The sequence below is a fragment of the Amycolatopsis thermalba genome (assembly GCF_003385215.1).
GTDB classification, from domain to species: Bacteria; Actinomycetota; Actinomycetes; order Mycobacteriales; family Pseudonocardiaceae; genus Amycolatopsis_E; species Amycolatopsis_E thermalba.
Window position 1 is genome coordinate 65,802 of record NZ_PQHW01000003.1, and the last position, 21,929, is coordinate 87,730.

26 protein-coding genes, 1 tRNA gene and 1 pseudogene are annotated in these 21,929 nt (G+C 70.9%); 13 read left to right on the plus strand and 15 right to left on the minus strand.

What is annotated here, in order from left to right:
- Positions 1–3 precede the first annotated feature (3 nt).
- The 3 genes from D0D15_RS02200 (at position 4) to D0D15_RS02210 (ending at position 5,055) form a co-directional block, all read left to right on the plus strand.
- On the plus strand, positions 4–1,185 hold the full coding sequence (locus tag D0D15_RS02200; RefSeq protein WP_094003380.1) for a serine/threonine-protein kinase: 1,182 nt from the start codon (positions 4–6) through the stop codon (positions 1,183–1,185).
- A 31-nt stretch (positions 1,186–1,216) separates the two neighbouring features.
- A complete protein-coding gene (gene pknB / locus D0D15_RS02205; protein ID WP_198958111.1) occupies positions 1,217–3,205 on the plus strand; it encodes a Stk1 family PASTA domain-containing Ser/Thr kinase in 1,989 nt (662 codons plus the stop codon).
- A 113-nt stretch (positions 3,206–3,318) separates the two neighbouring features.
- Positions 3,319–5,055, plus strand: a complete 1,737-nt coding sequence (locus tag D0D15_RS02210) for a hypothetical protein (protein ID WP_233157036.1) — start codon at positions 3,319–3,321, stop codon at positions 5,053–5,055.
- On the opposite strand, the gene D0D15_RS02215 is transcribed toward D0D15_RS02210, so the two are convergent.
- From D0D15_RS02215 to D0D15_RS02235, 5 genes are read right to left on the minus strand one after another with little or no spacing between them, the layout of a single operon-like run.
- Positions 5,049–6,404 carry a sensor histidine kinase gene (locus D0D15_RS02215; protein ID WP_094003377.1) on the minus strand — a complete coding sequence of 452 codons (1,356 nt, stop codon included), beginning with the start codon at positions 6,402–6,404 and terminating at the stop codon, positions 5,049–5,051. The genes D0D15_RS02210 and D0D15_RS02215 overlap by 7 nt on opposite strands.
- On the minus strand, positions 6,401–7,066 hold the full coding sequence (locus tag D0D15_RS02220) for a winged helix-turn-helix domain-containing protein (RefSeq protein WP_369806739.1): 666 nt from the start codon (positions 7,064–7,066) through the stop codon (positions 6,401–6,403). Before D0D15_RS02220 ends, D0D15_RS02215 begins: the two co-directional genes overlap by 4 nt.
- 48 nt (positions 7,067–7,114) lie before the next feature.
- Entirely contained in the window at positions 7,115–7,747 is a 633-nt protein-coding gene (locus tag D0D15_RS02225) for a hypothetical protein (RefSeq protein WP_094003376.1), read from the minus strand.
- Entirely contained in the window at positions 7,744–8,523 is a 780-nt protein-coding gene (locus tag D0D15_RS02230) for an ABC transporter ATP-binding protein (protein ID WP_094003375.1), read from the minus strand. The genes D0D15_RS02225 and D0D15_RS02230 overlap by 4 nt, the downstream gene beginning before the upstream one ends.
- Positions 8,520–9,161, minus strand: a complete 642-nt coding sequence (locus tag D0D15_RS02235) for an aminodeoxychorismate/anthranilate synthase component II (protein WP_115944193.1) — start codon at positions 9,159–9,161, stop codon at positions 8,520–8,522. Before D0D15_RS02235 ends, D0D15_RS02230 begins: the two co-directional genes overlap by 4 nt.
- Positions 9,162–9,277: 116 nt before the next feature.
- Between D0D15_RS02235 and D0D15_RS02240 the strand changes: the two genes are divergently transcribed.
- Positions 9,278–10,594, plus strand: a complete 1,317-nt coding sequence (locus D0D15_RS02240; protein ID WP_115944194.1) for an FAD-dependent oxidoreductase — start codon at positions 9,278–9,280, stop codon at positions 10,592–10,594.
- On the opposite strand, the gene D0D15_RS02245 is transcribed toward D0D15_RS02240, so the two are convergent.
- Positions 10,591–11,556: an NADP-dependent oxidoreductase gene (locus D0D15_RS02245; RefSeq protein WP_094003367.1), complete on the minus strand. Its 966-nt coding sequence runs from the start codon at positions 11,554–11,556 to the stop codon at positions 10,591–10,593. The two genes, D0D15_RS02240 and D0D15_RS02245, sit on opposite strands and share 4 nt — an antisense overlap.
- A gap of 85 nt (positions 11,557–11,641) precedes the next feature.
- Here D0D15_RS02245 and D0D15_RS02250 point away from each other — a divergent pair, with 85 nt between their 5' ends.
- A complete protein-coding gene (locus D0D15_RS02250; RefSeq protein WP_094003366.1) occupies positions 11,642–12,217 on the plus strand; it encodes a TetR/AcrR family transcriptional regulator in 576 nt (191 codons plus the stop codon).
- Between the two features lie 17 nt (positions 12,218–12,234).
- Here D0D15_RS02250 and D0D15_RS36200 read toward each other — a convergent pair whose 3' ends face one another.
- Together D0D15_RS36200 and D0D15_RS02255 are read right to left on the minus strand one after the other, a co-directional pair.
- Positions 12,235–12,390, minus strand: coding sequence for a hypothetical protein (locus D0D15_RS36200; protein WP_094003365.1), 156 nt, complete (start codon positions 12,388–12,390; stop codon positions 12,235–12,237).
- Positions 12,390–13,226, minus strand: a complete 837-nt coding sequence (locus D0D15_RS02255) for a class E sortase (protein WP_094003364.1) — start codon at positions 13,224–13,226, stop codon at positions 12,390–12,392. Before D0D15_RS02255 ends, D0D15_RS36200 begins: the two co-directional genes overlap by 1 nt.
- A gap of 91 nt (positions 13,227–13,317) precedes the next feature.
- Between D0D15_RS02255 and crgA the strand changes: the two genes are divergently transcribed.
- Entirely contained in the window at positions 13,318–13,584 is a 267-nt protein-coding gene (gene crgA / locus D0D15_RS02260) for a cell division protein CrgA (protein WP_094003363.1), read from the plus strand.
- Positions 13,585–13,773: 189 nt separating this feature from the next.
- Positions 13,774–14,073: a PH domain-containing protein gene (locus D0D15_RS02265; protein WP_094003362.1), complete on the plus strand. Its 300-nt coding sequence runs from the start codon at positions 13,774–13,776 to the stop codon at positions 14,071–14,073.
- Here the strand turns inward: D0D15_RS02265 and D0D15_RS02270 are convergent.
- Both D0D15_RS02270 and D0D15_RS02275 read right to left on the minus strand, forming a co-directional pair.
- A complete protein-coding gene (locus D0D15_RS02270) occupies positions 14,070–14,843 on the minus strand; it encodes a rhomboid family intramembrane serine protease (RefSeq protein WP_094003361.1) in 774 nt (257 codons plus the stop codon). The genes D0D15_RS02265 and D0D15_RS02270 overlap by 4 nt on opposite strands.
- A gap of 193 nt (positions 14,844–15,036) precedes the next feature.
- Positions 15,037–15,588, minus strand: coding sequence for a peptidylprolyl isomerase (locus D0D15_RS02275; protein ID WP_094003360.1), 552 nt, complete (start codon positions 15,586–15,588; stop codon positions 15,037–15,039).
- 97 nt (positions 15,589–15,685) lie between these two features.
- Here D0D15_RS02275 and D0D15_RS02280 point away from each other — a divergent pair, with 97 nt between their 5' ends.
- Entirely contained in the window at positions 15,686–16,288 is a 603-nt protein-coding gene (locus tag D0D15_RS02280; RefSeq protein ID WP_233157031.1) for a hypothetical protein, read from the plus strand.
- 145 nt (positions 16,289–16,433) lie between these two features.
- Here the strand turns inward: D0D15_RS02280 and D0D15_RS02285 are convergent, their stop codons facing one another.
- Both D0D15_RS02285 and D0D15_RS02290 read right to left on the minus strand, forming a co-directional pair.
- On the minus strand, positions 16,434–16,895 hold the full coding sequence (locus D0D15_RS02285) for a DUF6918 family protein (protein ID WP_094003358.1): 462 nt from the start codon (positions 16,893–16,895) through the stop codon (positions 16,434–16,436).
- 155 nt (positions 16,896–17,050) lie between these two features.
- Positions 17,051–17,566 carry a DUF2020 domain-containing protein gene (locus tag D0D15_RS02290; protein ID WP_094003357.1) on the minus strand — a complete coding sequence of 172 codons (516 nt, stop codon included), beginning with the start codon at positions 17,564–17,566 and terminating at the stop codon, positions 17,051–17,053.
- Here D0D15_RS02290 and D0D15_RS02295 point away from each other — a divergent pair.
- Together D0D15_RS02295 and D0D15_RS02300 are read left to right on the plus strand one after the other, a co-directional pair.
- On the plus strand, positions 17,453–18,697 hold the full coding sequence (locus tag D0D15_RS02295) for a M14 family metallopeptidase (protein ID WP_369806738.1): 1,245 nt from the start codon (positions 17,453–17,455) through the stop codon (positions 18,695–18,697). The two genes, D0D15_RS02290 and D0D15_RS02295, sit on opposite strands and share 114 nt — an antisense overlap.
- Positions 18,698–18,730: 33 nt before the next feature.
- A complete protein-coding gene (locus tag D0D15_RS02300) occupies positions 18,731–19,360 on the plus strand; it encodes a helix-turn-helix transcriptional regulator (RefSeq protein WP_094003356.1) in 630 nt (209 codons plus the stop codon).
- Here the strand turns inward: D0D15_RS02300 and D0D15_RS02305 are convergent.
- From D0D15_RS02305 to D0D15_RS02315, 3 genes are all read right to left on the minus strand, one after another.
- The gene (locus tag D0D15_RS02305) at positions 19,350–20,231 is read right to left on the minus strand and encodes a spermidine synthase (protein ID WP_115944195.1); all 882 of its coding nucleotides are present in this window, start codon (positions 20,229–20,231) and stop codon (positions 19,350–19,352) included. The genes D0D15_RS02300 and D0D15_RS02305 overlap by 11 nt on opposite strands.
- Before the next feature lie 81 nt (positions 20,232–20,312).
- A tRNA-Ala gene (locus D0D15_RS02310) sits at positions 20,313–20,385 on the minus strand.
- Between the two features lie 29 nt (positions 20,386–20,414).
- Complete coding sequence (locus D0D15_RS02315) at positions 20,415–20,603, minus strand: DLW-39 family protein (protein WP_094003354.1); 189 nt, start codon at positions 20,601–20,603, stop codon at positions 20,415–20,417.
- Between the two features lie 154 nt (positions 20,604–20,757).
- Between D0D15_RS02315 and mbp1 the strand changes: the two genes are divergently transcribed.
- From mbp1 to D0D15_RS36820, 3 genes and pseudogenes are all read left to right on the plus strand, one after another.
- Positions 20,758–20,991, plus strand: coding sequence for a microaggregate-binding protein 1 (gene mbp1 / locus D0D15_RS02320; RefSeq protein ID WP_094003353.1), 234 nt, complete (start codon positions 20,758–20,760; stop codon positions 20,989–20,991).
- A gap of 148 nt (positions 20,992–21,139) precedes the next feature.
- Positions 21,140–21,721, plus strand: coding sequence for a MerR family transcriptional regulator (locus tag D0D15_RS36510; protein WP_233157028.1), 582 nt, complete (start codon positions 21,140–21,142; stop codon positions 21,719–21,721).
- Positions 21,712–21,765, plus strand: a pseudogene (locus D0D15_RS36820) (hypothetical protein); the annotation flags it as partial. The gene D0D15_RS36510 and the pseudogene D0D15_RS36820, both read left to right, overlap by 10 nt.
- Positions 21,766–21,929 lie beyond the last annotated feature (164 nt).

The following is a 21,929-nucleotide window of genomic DNA, read 5'->3' on the forward strand; positions in this document are numbered from 1 at the left end:
CGCATGCTGTCCACCGGTCAGCTGCTGGCCGATCGTTACCGGCTCGTCCACCGCATCGCCGTCGGCGGCATGGGCGAGGTGTGGCAGGCCAGCGACACCCGGTTGGACCGGATCGTCGCGGTGAAGGTGCTCAAGGCGGAGCTGTCCCAGGACGCTGAGTTCCTGCACCGCTTCCGCACCGAGGCCCGCACGACGGCCTCGCTGAACCACCCCGGCATCGCGGCCGTGCACGACTACGGCGAGACGGTCGCGGGCGAGCACGCCATCGCCTTCCTGGTGATGGAGCACGTCGACGGCGAACCCCTGGCCGGGATCCTGATGCGCGAGGGCAGGCTGGCGGCCGACCGGACGCTGGACATCCTCGAGCAGGCGGGCAACGCGCTGCAGGCCGCGCACGAACGCGGGCTGGTGCACCGGGACATCAAGCCGGGCAACATCCTGGTGACCCCGAACGGCACGGTGAAGATCACCGACTTCGGCATCGCGAAGGCCGCCGACGCGGCGCCGGTGACCAGGTCCGGCATGGTGATGGGCACCGCCCACTACATCGCGCCCGAGCAGGCGCTCGGCCACGACGCGGAACCGGCGAGCGACGTGTACTCGCTGGCCGTGTGCGGCTACGAGTGCCTGGCCGGGCACCGGCCGTTCCTGTCCGAGAACGCGGTGACGGTCGCGATGATGCACATCCGCGACCTGCCGCCGCCGTTGCCGCCGGACGTGCCACCGCACGCCCGCGCGGTCATCGAGGCGACCCTGGTCAAGGACCCGCGGCAGCGCTACAACAGCGGCGGCGAGTTCGCGGCCGCCATCGCCGCCGTCCGCAACGGGCACGCGTTACCCACCCCGCGCGGCCTGGTGCAGACTTATGCCCCGGTCGTCGGCCCGGTGGCAGCCGTCGGCCCGGTGTCCCAGCCGGCGATGCAGCCGGTCAGCCCACCCGGCATGCCGCACCCGAGCGGGGTGCTGCCGATGCCGGTGCCACCGCGGCGGCGGGTGCCGATCGCCGTGTGGGTGCTGCTGGCCGTGCTGGTGGCCGGGATCGTGGTGGTCCTGCTGGTGCTCCTGCCCGACTGGGGCGGCGACAGCGGGACGGGCCGGGTTCCGGGCGGTCAGGTCGGCACGACCGAAATGGTTCCCGGCACGCGGCAACTCCCTCCCCCCGACGAGACGACCTACGAGGCATGATGAGCTGGACGGAACGGAACGGCTTTTTCCGATGACTGCACCCAGGATGCTGTCCAACCGCTACGAACTGGGCGACACGCTCGGTTACGGCGGCATGTCCGAGGTCCACCACGGCACGGACGTCCGGCTGGGCCGCGAGGTCGCCGTGAAGATCCTGCGTGCCGACCTCGCCCGCGATCCCCAGTTCCAGGAGCGGTTCCGCCGCGAGGCGCAGAACGCCGCGGCGCTGAACCACCCGGCGATCGTCGCCGTGTACGACACCGGTGAGGCGCAGACCGAGTACGGTCCGCTGCCCTACATCGTGATGGAGTACGTGCGCGGCCGGACGCTGCGCGACATCGTCAAGACCGAGGGCCCGCTGTCGCAGAAGCGGGCCATGGAGGTCATGGCCGACGTCTGCGCCGCGCTGGACTTCTCGCACCGGCACGGCATCGTGCACCGGGACGTGAAGCCGGCCAACGTGATGATCACCGACCAGGGCGCGGTCAAGGTGATGGACTTCGGCATCGCGCGGGCGATGCACGACGGCCAGGCCGCGATGACGCAGACGGCCGCGGTGATCGGTACGGCCCAGTACCTGTCGCCGGAGCAGGCGCGTGGCGAGGGTGTGGACGCGCGCAGCGACGTCTACGCCGCCGGGTGCGTGTTGTTCGAGCTGATCACGGGTGAGCCGCCGTTCACCGGTGACTCGCCGGTCGCGGTGGCCTACCAGCACGTGCGGGAGGACCCGAAGGCGCCGTCGGCGGTGAACCCCGCGGTGTCGCCGGAGCTCGACGCGATCGTGCTGAAGGCGCTGGCCAAGGGCCCGGCCAACCGCTACCAGTCGGCTGCCGAGATGCGCGCGGACCTGGTCCGCACGTTGTCCGGGCAGCGGCCGTCGGCGCCGATGGTGATGACGGCCGACGAGCGCACGCAGGTGATCGGCGGGGCGCCCGGGCACGCGGCCGACTACGACTACGACCCCGATGCGGTCGAAGAGGACGAGAAACGCCGCAAGCGCAGGCGGATCACCGCCGCCGTCATCTTCACGTTGATCGGCCTCGGCCTGGTCGCGTTCATCCTGTGGCTGAGCGACGCGTTCGACTCGAAACCGGCAACGGCGATGATCCCCGACGTCAAGGGCCAGCAGGCGGCGCAGGCCGAACAGACGCTGCACGACAGGGGCTTCCAGAACATCGTGCTGGCCGACAAGCCGTGCTTCCGCCAGCCCAACGGGGTGGAGACCTGCTCGGCCGACGCCGTGGGCAAGGCGATCAACACCGACCCCGCCGCCGGGGTGAGCGTCTCGCTGGACCAGCGGATCACGCTGTTCATCGGCCGCGCGCCGGCGAACGTCGCGGTGCCGAGCCTGCTGGGCAAGACCCGGGAGGAGGCCACCGCGCTGCTCAACCAGGCCGGGCTGCTCCTGGACCCGAACGTGCAGGAAGTCAACGTCGACGACGAGGACCAGTACGGCAAGGTCCAGAGCCAGAACCCGACCGCGAACACGCAGATCGCGCAGGGCAGCACGGTGTCCATCAAGGTCGGCAAGACGCCGAACATGGTGGAGGTCACCGACTACACCGGCCAGCAGTACGACGTGGCGAAGGCGGGTCTGGAGGCCCTCGGCTTCAAGGTCAGCAAGCAGGAGACCGACTCCGACCAGCCGGAGGGCCAGGTCCTCAACCAGAAGCCGAACGCGGGCCAGCAGCGCGAGGGCTCGACGGTCACGCTGACGGTGTCGAACGGATCGCAGCAGAAGATCTCGATGCCGGACCTGCGTGGCCTGACCCAGAACGAGGCGCTGCAGCGGCTGCAGCAGCTCGGCTGGGACGGCCAGGTGGAGTACCGGTCCGACAAGCTGTCCGACGAGGACATGAACGGCAAGGTCACCGGCAGCGTGCCGACGGCGGGCACGCAGATCACCAAGAGCGAGAAGATCACGCTGCTCATCGGCGAGTCCGACAGCGGTGGCGGTGGTGGCGACGACACGACATCGCCGACCAGCTCGCCGAGGTTCCCGATCCCGGGCGGCCCGTAGAGCTCGACCGACAAGGGCCCGCTTCCCCACCGGGGAGGCGGGCCCTTCGTTTTGGCACACGATCATCGAACGGCTGTGACAGTACTGGCACAAAACCCGCATAGCTTGCGGTCATGGTCTCCGCTCCTCCGATGCCCCCTGCCCGGATCCGGGAATCCGACGCCGCACCGCGCGAGATGGCCGATCGCGGTAAGCGCTGGCAGGCGGTCGTGGCGGTCACCGGCGGGACTGCCCTGATCGCGGCGCAGGCGGCGCGGTACGGGAACTGGATCGTCGACGACGCGGCGATCACGTTCGGCTACGCCCGTGGCTTCGCCGAGGGGCTGGGACCGGTCGTGCAACCCGGCGCGGAAGCCGTGGAGGGGTACTCGAACCCCACGTGGACCGCCCTGCTGGCGCTCGGCAGGCTGATGGGGTTGTTCGACCGCGGCGCGATCCTCGGCATCCCGGACTACGTCCTGTTCCCGAAGGCGCTGGCGCTGCTGTGCTGCGCGGGCATCCTGATCGCGATCCACTCCGCGGCGACGGTGGTGACGCGCCGGCCGTGGGTGGTGACACTGCTCGCCGCGGTCGCGCTCGCGTCCGTGCCGTCGTTCGTGATCTGGTCGTTTTCGGGGCTGGAGAACTCGCTGTACGCGCTGACGGTCGTCGCGCTGGCCGTGATGGTCTTCCGCGCCGTCCTGCGTGGACGGTTGCGCACGCCGAAGCTCGCGGTGGCGGCCGGAGCGCTCGCGGCGGGGGCGGCCCTCACCCGGCCGGAGGGCGCGGTCTACGCGGCGGTCCTCCCGCTGGTGTTGCTGATCCACCTGCGCAGGCAGGTGCTGTGGACGAGCGTCCGCCAGGCCCTCCTCTCGGTCGCCGCCTTCGCCGTCCCGTACGGCGGATACCTCCTCTGGCGCTACCTCGAGTTCGGGCGGCTGGTGCCGAACACGGCCGTGGCGAAGAAGCAGGGCGTACCGGAGATCGGGCAGCTGACCCGCGACGGCGACCTGGTGCAGTACCTGGGGGCGCCGGCCGTGCTCGTGCTGGTCGTCCTGGTCGGGATCGCGCTGTCCCGCTCCTCGTCGTGGCGGGACGGGCTCGTCGCGTTGCTCGTGCCGCTCGGGCTCGCGTCGGTGGCGTACGCGGTGCTGGAGCCGGACTGGATGGGCCAGTTCCGGTTCGCCACCCCGGTCTGGGCTCTGCTGGCGCTGATCGGTTCGCTCGCGGTCGTCGAGGTCTTCCGGACGGCGCGAGCACGTGGCCGCACCCTGATCACGGTCGCGCTCGTCGCCACGCTGTTGCCGTCCGGTGTGACGCTCGCGCAGGCCGCCGAGCGGTTCAGCCGGACGCCGACGCTGCCGATGTGTTTCATCGCCGACCGCTTCGGGCGCATGTTCAACCAGTACGCGGACATCCTGGGCGTGCGCGAAGGTTCGGTGCTGGAGCCCGACCTCGGTGGCACGGCCATGACCAGCCGTCTGCACGTCGTCGACATGGCCGGCCTGGTCGACGCGAAGATCGCGGACTTTTACCGCGACTGGGACATGGCCGGGATGCGCGACCACGTGTTCGAGGAGGTGAAGCCGACGTTCGTGCACTTCCGGATGTACTGGGGCGGCTTGACCGGGCTCGCCGGCGACCCGCGCCTGGCCCGGGACTACGTCCCGCTCTACGAGTACCCCGCCCCCGCCGAGTACGGCGGCGACTTCGTGCGCCGGGAAGTGGCCGGTGACCCCGTCCTGCTCGCCGCGGCGCGGGAATACGCGGCGGAGACGGTTCCGGTGACGGAGAGCCGGGTCAACGCGTGGGGCCTGCGGCAGTGCGGCGACACACTGGCACCGGGGCAGACCACGCTCGGGATTCACTGACCCCGCGGCAGCGACACGGTGAAAACCGCACCGTCGCGTTCGGACACCGTGATGCGGCCGCCGTGGATGCGGGCGTTCTCCTGGGCGATCGCCAGTCCGAGCCCGCTCCCGGAGGTCGCCGTACGGGCCCGGTCGCCGCGGGCGAAGCGGTCGAAGACCAGCTCGCGCAACTCCACCGGAACGCCCGGGCCGGAGTCGGCGACCTCCACCGTGACCAGCCCGGGCCGCGTTCCGTCGATGGTGACGCGGACCGGTGGGTCGCCGTGGGTGAGCGCGTTGGTCAGGAGGTTCCGGGCGATGGTGTGCACCCGCCGCGGATCGGCGCGCACGATCACGTCGCCCACCGCGCGCAGGGTGGTCCCGTCACCACCGCCGACGAGGTCGATCGCCTCCGCCCACAGGTCGGCCAGGTCCACGGCGACGGCGTGGAAGTCGGCCACTCCCGCGTCGAACCGCGACATTTCGAGCAGGTCCTCGACCAGGCTCGCGAGCCGCCGCGACTGCACGGACAGCAGCCGGGCGGCGCGCTCGCGGGCGTCCGGGTTGTCGCTGTCCACCCCGTCGGCGGCGGCGACCACGGTCGCCACCGGGGTGCGCAGGTCGTGTGCGACGTCGGCGACGAACCGGCGCTGTTGTTCTTCCTTCGCCCGCAGCTCCACGATCGACCGCCCGACCTGCTCGGCCATCGCGTTGAACGACCCGGCCAGGTCCGCGAGCTCGTCACCGCCGCGCACGACCAGGCGCGTGTCCAGCTCGCCATCGCCCAGCCGGATCGCGGCGTTCGCGACCGCACGCACCGGCCGCTGGATCCGCCGGGCGGCCACCATGCCGCCCGCGATGCCGAGCGCCGTCACGAGCAACGCCATCCCGGCGAGGTTGCGCCGCAACTTGGACAGGTCCGCCCGCAGCGCGTCCAGCGTGTAGTACTCGACGAGCACCACGTCCATGATCGGCGAACCGGCCAGCACCAGGAACGGTGAGTTCTCCGGCTCGGTGCCCAGCGGTGCGTCGCCGGCGCGCGCCGCGGACAGCAGCCATCCCGGGATCGTCACCGGCGGCTCGGCACCGTGCACCAGCACCTGCTCGCGGGTGTAGTCGAACACGTTCCACGCGACGGCGTGTTCGCGGAGCATGTAGTCGATCACCCCCTCGGTGGGCAGGTTCCGAGCGACGAACCGCGCCTGGGCGAGGTCCGACTCGAAGTCCGCGCGCGACGCGGAGTGGAAGCGTTGCGTCATGTCGTTCGCCTGGAGGTGGTAGGCCGCCAGAGCCATCGCCACGGTCGCGGCCGTCGTGACCACCACGACCGCGGCCGCGATGCGTGCACGCAGACCGAAGTGCGGCCTCATGGTCGGGTCAGCCGGTAGCCGAGGCCGCGGACGGTCCGGATCAGCTCGGGATGTGCCGGATCCTTTTCGATCTTCGCCCGCAACCGGGCCACGGCGGCGTCGACCATGCGCGAGTCGCCCACGTAGCCGTAGTCCCAGACCCGTTTGAGCAGCATCTGCCTGCTCAGCACCTGCCCCGGGTGGTTCGCGAACTCGACCAGCAGTTTCAGCTCGGTGGCGGTGAGGTGGAGCTCAGCCCCGTCGGCGCGCACCGTCATGCCGTCGGTGTCCACCTCGAGGTGACCGATCTGCAGTTTCGGGATGGACGGCGCGGCCCCGCGGCGCAGGATCGCCTTGATCCGGGCGTCGACGACGCGCGGCTCGACGGGTTTCACCACGTAGTCGTCGGCGCCGCCCTCCAGCCCGACGATGACGTCGACCGGGTCGCCGCGCGCGGTCAGCATGATGACCGGCACCTGGCTGCGGGCCCGGATGCGACGGCAGACCTCGAACCCGTCGACGTCCGGCAGCATGACGTCGAGCAGAACGAGGTCGACCGCGGCGCCGTCGAACAGCTCCGACAGTGCGCGCTCCCCGGAGTCCGCGACCACCACGTCGTGCCCGAGCCCGCTGAGCGCGAGCGAAAACGCCTCAGCCAGCGCCTCGTCGTCCTCCACCAACATCACCGACGCCACGAACACCCCCCGACAACCGGCGTTCCGGCACGATACTCAGGCCCGGCGGTGCACGGCCCAGCCGGTGCCCGCGGCGCTCACCGCCAGCAGGAGCACCCCGCCGAGCAGGCCGAGCGCCACCGCGGAGCCCGGCCCGGAACCCAGCAACCCGCGCAGCATCGGGTTCACCACCGGCACCCAGCGGACCAGCAGCACGATCCCGAGCAGCGCGAGCGCGGCCAGCACGGTGTAGCCGATCCGCGGGAGCAGCAGGCGCGAGCACGGCAGTCCGACGGCGACGCCGGCCGCGGCGCAGGCCACGTGCGCGACCACGCCGTCGACCAGCACGCCCGCGGAGAACCCGGGGTGCACCAGCGCGGCCCAGACCAGCGGGATCACCATCAGGACGGCGGAGCACAGCGCGACCGCGCCAGCGATCCCGGAGAGCACGGTGGACAGCCGGCCGGCGTGCACCCGGGTGATCAGCCGTTGCGTCGGGTCCTCGGCGTCGACCAGGGCGATCGTCAGCCAGCACGCGACCACGGTCAACGCGCCGGCGCTGACCGCGTACAGCGGGCGGGTCTCGGAACCGGCGTCGCTGAAGAGGACACCCAGCAGGATCAGGTACGCCAGCAGCGGCGGCAGCCAGCGCTGGGAGTGCGCGAGCAACGCGAGCTGGTAGCGGATCACCGGCGCACCGCCGGGGTGTCCACCCGCACCACCGACCAGCCGCCGCTCAGCGCGTTCAGCAGCAGCTCGTCCGTGTTCTCGGCCGCGACGGTCAGTTCGACGTGGTCGCCGTCGCGGCGGGTGGCGAGCACACCGGGCAGGTCGGCCGCACCGGATCCGCGCAGCACCACGCGGGCGGCCCGGTCCACCACCCGCAGCACCCCGCCGGTGAGGCGGAAGACCTCGGTGGCGTGGGCGTGGGCGCGCTCGTCGCGGTGCTCGGTGAACACCACGCTCGCCCCGCGGGCGCTGGTCTCGGCGATGATCTCGCCGAGCACCTCGTGCGCGTCCGGATCCAGCCCCGACCACGGCTCGTCCAGCACCAGCAGGTCCGGTTCGGTGAGCAGCGCCTGGGCCAGGCCGACCTTCTGCGCGTTGCCCTTCGACAGGTGCCGCAGCGGCGTGTTCGGGCCGCCCGCCAGCGCCAGCCGGTCCAGCAGCGCCCGCGGGTCCACTTCGGACGCTCCGGAGATCCGGCCGAGGTGGCGCAGGTAGGCCACGGCGCTCATCCGGGTGGACGCCGGGAACCGGTCGGGCACGTACCCGACGCGCGGACGGCCGGTGACCGTGCCCGACGAGGGCCGGGACAGCCCGGCGAGGATCCGCAGCAGCGTGGACTTGCCGGAGCCGTTGGTGCCGACCACGCCGACCACGCTGCCCGGCCGCACCTCGAGGTCCACCCCGGTCAGCACCGGGGCGTCACCGTAGCGCTTGCCGACCCCCAGCAGCCGGATCACGCAGCGGCGGCCTTCTGCAACGCCGCGACCTCACGCTCCAGGGCGTCCACCACCGCCGGCTGGACCGGGTGACCGGCCGTGGCCATCCAGTTCGCCAGCATCCGGTGCCCGCCCTGCGTCAGCACCGACTCGGGGTGGAACTGCACACCCTCCACCGGCAGCTCGCGGTGCCGCATGCCCATCACCACACCGGACTCGGTGCGCGCGGTGACCTCGAACTCGGCCGGGATGGTCTCCGGCAGCACGGTCAGCGAGTGGTAGCGGGTCGCGGTGAACGGGTCGGGCAGGCCGGCGAGCACGCCACCGCCCTCGTGGTGCACCTGGCTGGTCTTGCCGTGCAGCAGCTCGGGCGCGCGGTCGACGGTCGCGTTCCACGCCACACCGATGGCCTGGTGGCCGAGGCACACGCCGAGCACCGGGGTGTGAGTGCCGGCACACTTGCGCACCACGTCGACGCGCTGGCCGGCGGGCTCGGGCGTGCCCGGCCCCGGCGAGACGAGCACCCCGTCGAACTCGGGCACGCGGTCGAGGTCGACGACGTCGTTGCGCCAGACAGTGCATTCGTTGCCGAGCTGGGCCAGGTACTGGACCAGGTTGTAGACGAAGCTGTCGTAGTTGTCGACGACGAGAACGCGCATGGGCTCAAGACTACCGGCGTCCACATGCTGGACCGCAATTCACATCACAGTGAAAGTAAGGGTCACCTATCTTTACCGTGGCAAGGGTGAGCCGTAGTCCTCTTCGCGTCGCCATCGTGGGCGCCGGCCCCGCCGGCATCTACGCCGCCGACATCCTCGACAAGTCCGACGCCGACGTCAGCATCGACATCTTCGAACGCATGCCGGCGCCGTTCGGGCTGATCCGGTACGGCGTCGCACCCGACCACCCGCGCATCAAGGGCATCGTGACCGCCCTGCACAAGGTGCTCGACCGGCCCGGCATCCGGCTGCTCGGCAACGTCGGCTACGGCACCGACATCAAGCTGGACGACCTGCGCGAGTTCTACGACGCGGTCATCTTCGCCACCGGCGCGATGAGCGACCGCGCGCTGGACATCCCGGGCATCGACCTGCCCGGCAGCTACGGCGCCGCCGACTTCGTGTCCTGGTACGACGGCCACCCGGACGTTCCGCGCACGTGGCCGCTGGAGGCGACCAGCGTCGCCGTCCTCGGTGTCGGCAACGTGGCGCTCGACGTGGCCCGCGTGCTCGCCAAGACCGCGGACGAGCTGCTGTCCACCGACATCCCGCCGAACGTGTACGAGGGCCTGAAGTCCAGCAAGGTCACCGACGTGCACGTGTTCGGCCGCCGCGGGCCGGCCCAGGCCAAGTTCACCCCGCTCGAACTGCGCGAGCTGGACCACTCGCCGAACGTCGAGGTCATCGTCTACCCCGAGGACATCGAGTTCGACGACGGTTCGATCGCCGCGATCCGGTCCTCCAAGCAGGTCGACATGGTGGTCAAGACGCTGCAGGAGTGGGCGATCCGCGACCAGGGTGACCGGCCCAAGCGCCTGCACCTGCACTTCTTCCACTCGCCGACGGAGATCCTCGGCGACGAGCGGGTCACCGGCCTGCGCACCGAGCGCACCGAGCTGACCGGCGACGGCAACGTCCGCGGCACCGGCGAGTTCCACGACTGGGACGTCCAGGCCGTGTACCGCGCGGTCGGCTACCTGTCCTCCGAGCTGCCGGAGGTCCCGTTCGACCACGACAGCGGCACCGTCCCGAACGAGGCCGGTCGCGTGCTGGACATCGACGGCGACCACGTGCCCGGCGTGTACGTGACGGGCTGGATCAAGCGCGGCCCGGTCGGCCTGATCGGCCACACCAAGGGCGACGCGGCCGAGACGATCCGCAACCTGCTCGCCGACGCGGACTCCCTGACCGCGCCGAAGCAGTCCGACCCGGACGCGATCACGTCGTTCCTGGCCGACCGCGGCGTCCCGTTCACCACCTGGGAGGGCTGGGGCAAGCTCGACGCGCACGAACGCGCCCTGGGCGAGCCGCAGGGCCGGGAACGCGTGAAGGTCGTCGAGCGCGAGGAGATGATCCGCGTCTCGCGCGGCTAGCACCTCCGGAGGTCGATGACGACCTTGCCGCGCACGTGCCGACCTGCCTGGAGTTCGGCCGCCCGGCGGATCTGGTCCACCGGGAAGCTCGCTGCGATGGGCACCCGGAGCCGGCCCGCGGCGACCAGGCGGGCGATCTCGTCCAGGGCGCCGGGAGCGGCGTTCGCGCCGTTGGCCGCCGCGACGCCGTCGGCTTTCGTGGCGATGGTGCAGATGCGGCTGTCCGGAACGCCGAGTTCCCTCGCCGCGTGCAGTGTCTCCGTCCCGTGCAGGTCGATGGCGGCGGTGACACCGCTGGGAACGAGGGCTCGGACGCGGTCGGCCAGGCCGTCGCCGTAGGCGACCGGCTCGGCTCCGAGACCGCGCAGGTACTCGGCCGATGCCGCTGATCCGGTGCCGATCACGCGCGCTCCGGCGATCCGGGCCAGCTGGACGGCGAAGACCCCGACCCCGCCACCCGCGCCGCCGATCAGCACGGTGTCGTCCGGGCCGGGAGCCACCGCGGCGAGGGCGGCGGATGCCGTGCGGCCGGCGATCGTAAGGGTGGTGGCGGTGCGGTCGTCGACGCCGTCGGGGGTGTGGTGGACCTCGTTCGCGGCGACGGCCCCGGCCGCGTCGACCACCACGAAGTCGGCGACCGCGCGGGACAACGCGCCCCCGAACACCCGGTCACCTGGCGCGAAGCCGGTCACCCCGGCGCCGACCTGGTCGACCACTCCCGCGTAGTCGGTACCGAACCCGGCCGGGAGGCTCAACCCGAACCGGGCGGCGGTGTCCGCGTCGGCGGTCATGATCCAGTCCATCGGGTTGAGGCCGGCCGCGGTGACCCGCACACGGACCTGCCCCCGGCCGGCCCGCGGAGCGGGAATCGCACGGATCGTCAGGACTTCGGGCCCCCCGAACGAATCCAGCTGGACCGCCCTGCTCCTGCCCGTCGGCGGTTGATCGCTCTGTTGCTGCATGTACGCCGGGCTCCTTCGGACGCAGCGAAACGGACTATGCTCCGTTTACCTGACCAACCCTAACACAAGCGGAGCGTGATCCGTTTTGCCTGAGACGGAGGGGCGCGCGCCACGGGCGGACGCGACCCGCAACCGCGACCAGCTGCTCGCGGTGGCGACCCGCATGTTCGCGTCGGCCGACGCCGAGCCGTCGATGCGCGCGATCGCCCGCGAGGCGGGCGTCGGCATCGCGACGCTCTACCGGCACTTCCCGACCCGGGAGTCGCTGGTCGACGCGGTCTACCGGGACCAGGTGGCGCGGCTGACGACCGGCGCCCGCGAACTGCTCGACCGGCTGCCCCCGGCCGCGGCGATGCGGCGCTGGATGGACTTGTTCGGGGCCTGGATCGCGACCAAGAACGGCATGCTCGACACGCTGCTCGCGATGATCGAGTCGGGCGAGATAGCCCATGCCCAGACCCGGACCGAGCTACTGGCGGCCATCACCACCGTGCTCGACGCCGGCCGCGTGGCAGGCGACCTACGCAACGATGTCACCGCCGACGACATCGCCGCCTCTCTCATCGGCATCTTCACGGTGGCCCCCCGGCCCGCGCACGAAGCCAAGGCCGGCCGCCTGCTGAACCTCCTGATGGACGGCCTCCGGCCGCCGCCCGGCTGACCGGCCCGGGCCCGGAGCTAGTTCACCGAGACGTGGTTGAACGGGAGCATCGGCTCCAGCCAGGGGAACACGACGAACAGCAGCAACGCGATCACGCCGAGCACCAGCACCAGCGCGGTCACCGCCTTGACCCCGGCCGGGCCGGGCAGCCTGCGCCAGATCCAGCCGTACATCACACGCCTCCGATCGCCTGCAGCAGCTGCTCGTAGGTGGCACCCGGGGTCTTCGGGTACTGGTTGGTCAGCACGGCGTGCACGATCAGCCGCTGCTTGTCGGAGAACCGCGGGTGGCACGTGGTCAGCGTGAGCAGGGAGACCTGCTGGGCCGTCGGCAGGACGTCGGCCGTCCGGTGCGGCACCGGCGCGACCACCTCGCCCTGGTCCGGTGTCACGATCTCCCGGCCGAAGGTCTTGCCGTACGGGCCGCCGTCCGGCGCGTCGGTGCGCAGGGTGCCCACGTTCGCGCACTGCGGGCGGGCGGCCTTGTCGGCGTTCCAGTTCGCGAGTTCGTCCTGGTGAGGCAGCACGCGGTAGACGAAGAAGTCGCTCTGCGTCTCGATCACGATCGCGTCGCACGAGGCGAGCAGGTCGAGGTCGTTGAACGGCGCCCCCTTGCCGACGCGGTGCCCGGCGACGGCGAAGTTGCCCGGCTCGCCCGGCAGCGCGGTGCCCTTGTAGTGCCCCGGCCCGACCTCCAGCGCCTTCGCGTCCGTGCCCTCCTGGATCGTGAAGTGGTAGTCCGCGCCGAAGCTCGGGATGTACATCTTCGCGAACGCCTCGCCGTCGATCAGGTCGGCGTGCAGCGTGCGGCCCTGCGCCCAGTCCTGGTCCAGCGCGACGGTGGCGCTGGCCTGCTTGCGCGCGGAGAACAAATCGGTGACGTACAGCTCGTAGACGACGAACAGGAGCACGACGAGCCCGGCGGTGATCAGCAGTTCGCCGACGGTCCGCACGGCCCTGGCGAAACCGCCACCGGACTTCTTCGGTGGCGGGGCGTCGAGGACTGCCACGCGCGCTCCTCTCTCGGGGACGCTTACGTTAACGTGTGACGGTAGAGGTGGATGCGCACCACCTGGTCAGAGACGAACACGCGAGGTTCCGATGCCCAAGTCGAAGGTCCGCAAGAAGACGGCGTACACGCCGCCGGCCGATCGGCGCACGCCGGTCAAGGTGCGCGCCGCGGGGCCGTCCAGCCTGCTCTACAAGATCGTGATGTTCGGGCTGATGATCCTCGGGCTCGTCTGGCTGGTCGTGAACTACATCGCGGGCGACAAGATCCCGTTCATGGCGGACCTCGGCAACGGCAACTTCGCGGTCGGCTTCGCGCTGATGATCGTCGGTCTGCTCATGACGATGCGCTGGCGCTGAGCGGAAGATCACAACGATTGCCCCGAACAGCCGCTTGACCCGTAATTACAGCACTGTGACTCATCCCCAGTGTGGATAACCACTGTGGATAACTCGTCTCCGCATTGGGCTCCGCGACCGGTTCTGGTCGGAACCGGTTGTGTCGCCGCCGTTTTCGCCGCGGCCGCCGCGATCCTGGCGAGCGACCGGATGGGCACGGTCCTCTTCGCCGTCGCGGCGGTCGCGCTGACCGCGTTGTCGCTGCACGGTTTGCTCGTGCGGCCGCGCCTGACCGCGGATCCGCGCGGGCTGCGAATCCGCACCACGACCGGGAAACACGACCTGCACTGGCCCGAGGTGACCGCTCGCGTGCGCACCACCCGCCGCCTCGGCCGCGACTCGGCGACGCTGGAAATCGAGGCGGGCGACCAGCTGTACGTCTTCGGCTGGCTCGAACTCGGCGCCGATCCGCGGGACGTGCTCGACACGCTGACCGCGCTGAAGCCCTAACCGGACGGCTCGGCGCAGAACAACCGGTCGCCGCGGTACCAGCAGACCAGGTCCGCCAGCTGCGCGTCGCGCACGAACACCAGCACCAGCAACGCGATCAGCAGCACCGCCACCGCGCCGCCCTGCCAGTACTGGCGACCCTTCGCCGGCGCGTACACCATCGCCGCGGTGGCGACCGCGCCGACGACCAGGCCGCCGAGGTGGCCGAGCAGCGAGATGTTCGGCAGCGACACGGTGATGATCAGGTTCAGCACGATCGTGCCGATCGCGTACGCCGGGTTCAGCCGCAACCGGATCACCGCGACGAGCATCGCGCCCAGCAGCCCGTAGATCGCCCCGGAAGCACCCGCGGTGCCGCGGTCCACGCCGTCGAACAGGTACACCGCGACCGCGCCGCCCAGCAGTGACACCACGTACAGCGCGATGAAGCGCACGCGGCCCAGCAGTGTCTCCATGTCCCGCCCGAGGATCCACAGCGCGAGCATGTTGACCGCGAGGTGGATCGGCCCGTAGTGCAGGAAACCGGACGTGACCAGCCGCCACCACTCGTCCGCCCCGGCGATCACGCGCGGCCACAACACGCCGTCACCGAACAGCGACGACGTGTCGTTGCGGGTCAGACTGCCCGACTGCGCCACCGTGACCACGTACGCGAGCACGTTGACCACGATGAGGACCGGCGTGACCACCGGCCGGTGCGAGACCTGCGCCCCGGCGACCGTGCGCGGCGTGTACCGCTGGATGTTCTGCTCGCGACGCCCGGTCTGCACGCAGTCGATGCACTGGTAGCCGACCGAGGCCTCACGCAGGCACTCCGGGCACGCCGGACGGCCGCACCGGACACAGCTGAGCCCGGTGGGTCGCGACGGGTGCCACCAGCAACCGGGCAGGGCCGACTGCTGGGGCGGCTGCGAGGCAGGCGGGTGAGGAGGCACGTTCACGATGCCTCCAACCTACCCCGGCTCAGCCTTCGCGCTCGATGTCGATCTTCTCGATGACGACGTCCTGCAGGGGCTTGTCCGCGGGCCCGGTCGCGGTGTTCGCGATCGAGTCCACGACGTCGCGCGACTGCTGGTCGGCCACCTCGCCGAAGATCGTGTGCTTGAAGTTCAGGTGCGGCGTCTTGGCGACGGTGATGAAGAACTGCGAGCCGTTGGTGCCCGGTCCCGCGTTCGCCATCGCCAGCAGGTACGGCCGGTCGAACTGCAGTTCGGGGTGGAACTCGTCGCCGAACTGGTAGCCCGGGCCGCCGCGGCCGGTGCCGGTCGGGTCGCCGCCCTGGATCATGAAGCCCGAGATGACGCGGTGGAAGATCGCGCCGTCGTAGAACGGGCCGGAGTTCTCACCCTTGGCGTTCGGGCGCTGGTACTCCTTCGTGCCCTCCGCGAGGCCGACGAAGTTGGCCACCGTCTTGGGGGCGTGATCAGGGAAAAGGTTGATCCGGATGTCCCCGGCGTTGGTGTGCAGGACGGCGGTCGCCTTCGCACCAACGAGGGATTCACTGCTCTGGGTCACCGCTTCATCGTGCCATCCGCAGCGAGATCGGCCGGAAACGGGCAGGATGGTTACGGGGATGGAACGTGAGACGAAACGATTGACGAGGTGAAAGGCCATGACCCGAGCTGCGGACTCGGTGGGTGAGTCGGTCAAGGCCGGCTTGCTCGGCCTGAGCAAGCGGGCCGTCGAGGTCGGCAAGGCAGGCGCCGAGGTGACCGCTCAGGCCGCTCAGGCGGCCGAGAAACGGCTTTCCGAGAGCACCGAGGAGGCGCGCAAGGAAGCCGCCAAGCGGGGCCGCAAGGCCCGCAAGGACCTGGCGAAGGCGAGCAAGCAGGCGCGCAAGGAGGCCGCGGAGCGGCTCGCCGAGCTGCGCAAGCCGGGCCGCAAGGCCCGCAAGGCCGCCGTCCAGGCCGCCAAGGCCGCCGGTGAGTCGAAGCGGAAGGCCAAGAAGGACTTCAAGCAGGCCAAGAAGGACTTCCGGGCCGCGCTGGAGGAGGCGAAGCTCGCCGCCAAGGGCACGAAGAAGAGCCGCAAGTGGCCGCTCTTCCTGGTGCTGGGCGTCCTGGCCGCCGCGGGTGCGGCGGTCGCGCTGCGCGGCAAGCAGGAGCCGCCGGTGGCCACCGAGCCGCCGCGGGCCGCGCCGAAGCCGGCCACTCCGGAGTCGACGGCGAACGGCCAGCACGCGCCGAGCCCGTCGCCGGCGGAGAAGCAGAACTAAACACGTTCCACCGGAGGTGCCGCTCGACCGCGAGGCCGAGCGGCACTTCCGCCTGCGCTGACCCGGTCACGCCAGACCCCGCACAGGCGAACGGCCGTTTTCCCAACGGCTACCGTTGGGAAAACGGCCGTTCTGCGCGTCTGCCTCAGGCGGCGGCCCCGTGCTTGTCGATCAGCTTGCCCAGGCGGGGCAGCGCCTCTTCGACGTTCTTCTTGCCGTTCGGGCGCAGCTTCTCGTAGACCTTCTTGATGCTGTCGCGGCTGCTCTTGGCGGCGCGCGCGTCGGTCACGCTCAGCAGCGCGTCGGCGGCCTCCGAGCCACGACCCGCAAGGTACGAGCCGAAGTCAGTGCTGTTGGTGCCGCCCTGGCCCTTGAAGTCGGCGTAGAACGGCTCGAGCGCGGCGGCGAAGTCGTCGAGCAGGCTGTCGACGGCGGAGCCGATGATGCCCGGCTTGATCTTCTTGACCGCGGCGAAGCCGGTCTTGATGACGGCACCGGACACGCCGCCCTTGTCCGAGACCTCTTCGTCGACCAGCGTCTCCAGGTCGGTCACAACGGCCGGACGCCTGCTGGAGTCGAGCAGGATTTCCTTGAGGGTGTCAGCCACGAATGTCTGTCCTTCTTCACATCGAGGTACACGGGGGCTCTCGCAGCCCGTGGCACGCCGGCCGCAGGTCTCGACCGGTCACGTGCTGGTCCTCCCCGGCTGCGAGGTGCGATCAGGGTAATACAAGATCAACTTGACACTGCACCCCGCCGGTCTTAAAGGCGCGAGATCGCCTGCCGGGCAACGGTTCTCGCCTTCACCGTCTGTTGCTGGTTCGTGGTCACGATGACCGCCGTACCGTCCCTGGCCACGGCATATACCGCGCCGTCCGGTTTCGACGCGTAACCACCCTGCCACCCTGGCGGCTCAGCCGCGGGGTTGCTCGTGGCCACCGGAGCCGCCTGGTCGACCAGCGCCTTCGCCACCGCCGGATCCCCGGTGTAGACGCGCACGGTCAGCTGGAGCTTGCCGGACAGGGCGTAGAAGAAGCACGTGGGATGCGGCTGGTCGGCGGAGATCTCGACCTTCGACACCCGCTGCCCGTTCGAGTCCGCGACGAACGAGTTCTCCAGGTACGGGCAGGGTGCGGCGCGGGCCGGCGTCGGCTCCGGCGGCAGCTGCACGGCCGTGGTGGCCGGCGCACTCGGGGACGGCGGCGCCTCGGGGGCCGGCTGGGCGGAGCAACCGGCCAGCGCGGCGGCCGCGAGCAGGGCGGGCAGGACTCGTCGCATAACCCGATCAGTGAACCACCCGACCTCCGTCGGGTTGTGGCGGGCGCGCCGCTACAGCAGGGTAGAAGAAGCTACTCTACGTGTTCGTGCGGAGGCGAAATGTATTCACGGCGGGCCGCGGGCGGCGTGCTGGCCCTGGTGACCGGAGCCGCCCTGCTGGCCGGGACCACACCGGCGCGAGCGGCCGCGGCGGACTTCCCGGCCGGGGACGAGGGCTACCACACCTACGCCGAGGTCACGACGGAACTGCAGAAGGCGGCCGCGAACCACCCGGACATCGCGGTGCTGTCCAGCGTGGGCAAGTCCTACGAGGGCCGCGAGCTGAACCTGGTGAAGATCAGCGACAACGCCGCCGCCGACGAGGGTGAGCCCGAGGTGCTGTTCACCTGCAACCAGCACGCGCGCGAGCACCTGACCACCGAGATGTGCCTGCACATCGTGCAGCGCTTCACCGGCGGCTACGCGACCGATCCGAACATCCGGTCGCTGGTCGACGGCCACGTGATCTGGGTGATCCCGAACGTCAACCCGGACGGCTCGGAGTACGACATCTCGGACACCGACTACAAGTACTGGCGCAAGAACCGCAGGCCCGTGGACGGCGGCAAGATCGGCACCGACCTCAACCGCAACTGGGGCTACAAGTGGGGCTGCTGCGACGGCTCCAGCACGCGGCCCGCCTCGGACACCTACCGCGGCCCGTCGGCCTTCTCCGAGCCGGAGACGCAGGCCGTGTCGCGGTTCGTCGACTCGCGCGCGGCAGGCGGGCAGCAGCGGATCAAGGCGCACATCGACTTCCACACCTACTCCGAGCTGGTGCTGTGGCCGTTCGGGCACACCGAGGACGACACCGGCGAGGGCATGACGGCCGAGGAGAACGCGCGGTTCCGCGACGTCGGGCAGCGCATGGCGGCGACCAACCGGTACACCGCCCAGCAGTCCAGCGACCTCTACATCACCGACGGGGACGTCAACGACTGGATGTGGGGCACGCACAAGATCCTCAGCTTCACCTTCGAGATGTACCCGACCAGCGCGTTGCCCGGCTTCTACCCGCCGGACGAGGACATCGTGCGGGAGACGACGCGCAACGACGCGGCGGTGGACATCCTGATCAGCGAGGCGCGCTAGACAATCGATCCAAGTTCTGTACATCATGCCCAGGTGAGTGATGCCGACGCGGTGCTCGCCGCGCTCCGACCCGTGCTCGACGGCCTCGCCGCCACCTTCGGCGGGAACTGCGAGGTCGTCCTGCACGACTACCGCCGGCCGGAGGGTTCGGTCGTCGCGGTCGCCGGCGACGTCACCGGCCGGGCGCCCGGCGGCTCGATGAGCGAGCTGGGGCTGAGCCTGCTCAAGCAGGGCCGGGACGCGCGCGACCAGATCAACTACCTGACGCGGACACCGGCCGGGCGCGTGATCAAGGCGTCCACGATGCTGCTGCGCGACCGCGACGGGGAGGTGTTCGGGGCGCTGTGCGTGAACCTCGACGTGACCGATCTGCGGCACGCGGCCGTGCTGCTCGGCGAGCTGGCGGCGGTGACCGCCCTGCCCGACGCGACCACCACGTTCACCAACGACGTGGGCCAGCTGATCCGCGCGGTGGTGGCCGAGGAGGAGCTGAAGCTCGGGCGGCCGGTGAGCCGGATGACGCGCGCCGAGCGGCTGGACCTGTTTCGTGCGCTGGACGAGCGCGGGCTGTTCGCGCTGCAGAAGGCCGTGCCGGAGGTGGCCGCCGCGCTGGGGATCTCCCGGGCGTCGGCCTACAACCACCTGGCCGAGATCAGGTCTTAGGCGGCAGGCCGAAGACGTTCCACGGCGGGCGCGGGGTGTCCAGTGCCTCGGCGTCGGTGATCGGCGTGGCGGTGCCGCGGAACCGGTCGAGGTCCGCACCGCTGGTGACGCGGGCGGGGAACGCCGCGGACGCCGCGCGGCGGCTGATCGCGTCGACGGGCAGTTCCGCGCGCGAGGCGACCCGCACGAGGTTGCCGAACCGGCGGCCGCGCAGGACCCCGGAGTCGGCGAGCATGACGACGTGCGGGAAGACGGCGCCGATCGTGGCGACGACCCGGCGGGCGAACTCGAGTCCCGGCCCGTCGGCGACGTTGATCAGGTAGGCGCCCGCTGGCCGGAGCACCCGGGCGACGTCGGTGGTGAACTCCAGGGTCGCCACGTCGCCCGGCATCTTCGCGCGCTGGAAGACATCCGCGACGACGAGATCAGCCGAGGCGTCCCGTCGCGTGGCAACGCCTTCGCGGCCGTCGGAGATGCGCACCCGCAGGTTGGGCACGGCGCGCAGGTCGAGCTGCTCACGGACGAGGTCGATGAGCGGTTCGTCCGCGTCGAAGACGAGCTGCCTGCTTCCGGGGCGCGTGGCCGCGATGTAGCGCGGAATGGTGCAGCCGGCGCCGCCGAGGTGGAGTGCGTCGAACGGCCCGTCGGCGAGGCAGTCGATGACGTCCCCGATGCGCCGCACGTACTCGAACTCCAGGTGCGTCGGATCATCGAGGTCCACATAGGACTGGGCAACCTCGTCGACGGTCAGGAGCCAACCATTGGGCCGATCGACGTCGGCGAGCAGTTCAGCGAGCCCGAAGCGGACGGGGTAGCGGCCGGGAACCGGACGGGCGGGACCACGCCGCCGGTTCGTGCCTCTGCCTGCCATCGCCGCAACTCTACGTGAGCTCCAAACACCGGCGGCAACGGTCACCGCGGCGGGTTCGCCGGAGACGTCACGGCGACTGTGTGGAGCTGAGGGGAATCGAACCCCTGACCTCTGCCTTGCAAAAGCAGCGCTCTACCAATTGAGCTACAGCCCCGGACGCGGGCCCCCAAGCCCGCGGGAAGTTCAGTTGTTCGTGCCCGCCTCGGCGGTCTTCGCCGGGGCGCTGCCGTTCGTCGAGACCGCGGCCAGCGGGCGCTCGGTCGGGGCGGTGGCCTCGCGCCACAGGTCGGCCTCAGCCTTCGCGTCCTTGTTGCGCTTGATCACGAACAGCACCCCGCCCGCGACGACTGCGAGCGCCAGCAGCTTCTTCACGTTCCGGCCCCTCTTCGACGGTCCAGCTGACCACACGATGCTACTGCACCCGCCAGGGGGAGGTTCGCGCGGTGCGCACGGGCCCGGCCCGGGTGATTAGCGCCCGTGCCGCCCGGGTAGCCGACTCGTGACGGAGACGAAGGAGGGGCAGGAAATGACCGACAAGGAAGACCGCCAGGAAGGCATCAAGGGCGCGGTCGAGGGCCTGAAGGGCAAGGTCAAGGAGACGGCCGGCACGTTCCTCGGCAACGACTCCGCCCAGCGGGAAGGCCGCGCGCAGCAGGAGAAGGCCGACGCGCAGCAGCGTGTCAGCGAGAAGGAAGCCGAAGCCGACCGGGCGCGGGAGGAAGCGGCACTCGGTGAGGCGCGGCAGCGCAGGGAACAGTAACCCCACCCCAGACACGGCCAGGTCAGACGCGGCAGAGCTCCCCGTCTGTCCTGGCCGTTCCACGTGGAACCAAGCTTGACCTTGCCCCTGGGGCAGGCCCCACAGTCGCTTCCGCCAGGCGGAATGCCTGGTATACGAGGAGGACGACATGGGGCTCACGATCGGGGCGTTCGCCCGCGCGGCGGGACTGTCCCCGAAGGCGCTGCGTCTCTACGACGAACTGGGCCTGCTCCGGCCCGCATCGGTCGATCCGGTGTCCGGCTACCGGCGCTACGCACCGGACCAGCTGGAGCGGGCCCGGCTGATCGGCTGGCTGCGCCGGACCGGAATGCCGTTGGCACGGATTTCCCGGGCACTGGCAGGACCCGATCCAGCCGCGGAGGTCCTCGCCTACTGGCGCGAAGTCGAAGCCGACGTCGCGGCGCGCGGGCGGCTCGTCGCCTTCCTCGTCGCGCAACTGTCCGGAAAGGACACTGCGATGACGGGACTCGTCCACGCCGTGCGGGTCTGGTGCGCGAAACGAAGCAGGACGCGGCCTACGCCGGTCCGCACCTGCTCGCCGTCGCCGACGGGTTCGGCCCCGGCGGGCACCAGGCGAGCGTCGCCGCGATCGAGGCGGTCAAACCGCTGGACGCGCTGGCCACCGGCGATCCGCTGGACGCACTCGGGGACGCCTTCCGCGTGGCCGGCGCCGCGGTCCGGCACCTCGAGGACGCCGGCACCACCCTGACCGCGCTGCTCTGGTCCGGTTCGCGGCTCGGCGTCCTGCACGTCGGCGACTCGCGGGCGCACCTGCTGCGCGAGGGCGAGCTGTTCCAGCTGACGCAGGACCACGTCCACGGCACCGCGGTTCCGGCGACCCTGGTCCGGGCTCTGCACCGGCACCCCGCGGAGCCGGACCTGCTGCTCGCCGGGGGTGGTGGCGGCGCGCAGTTCGG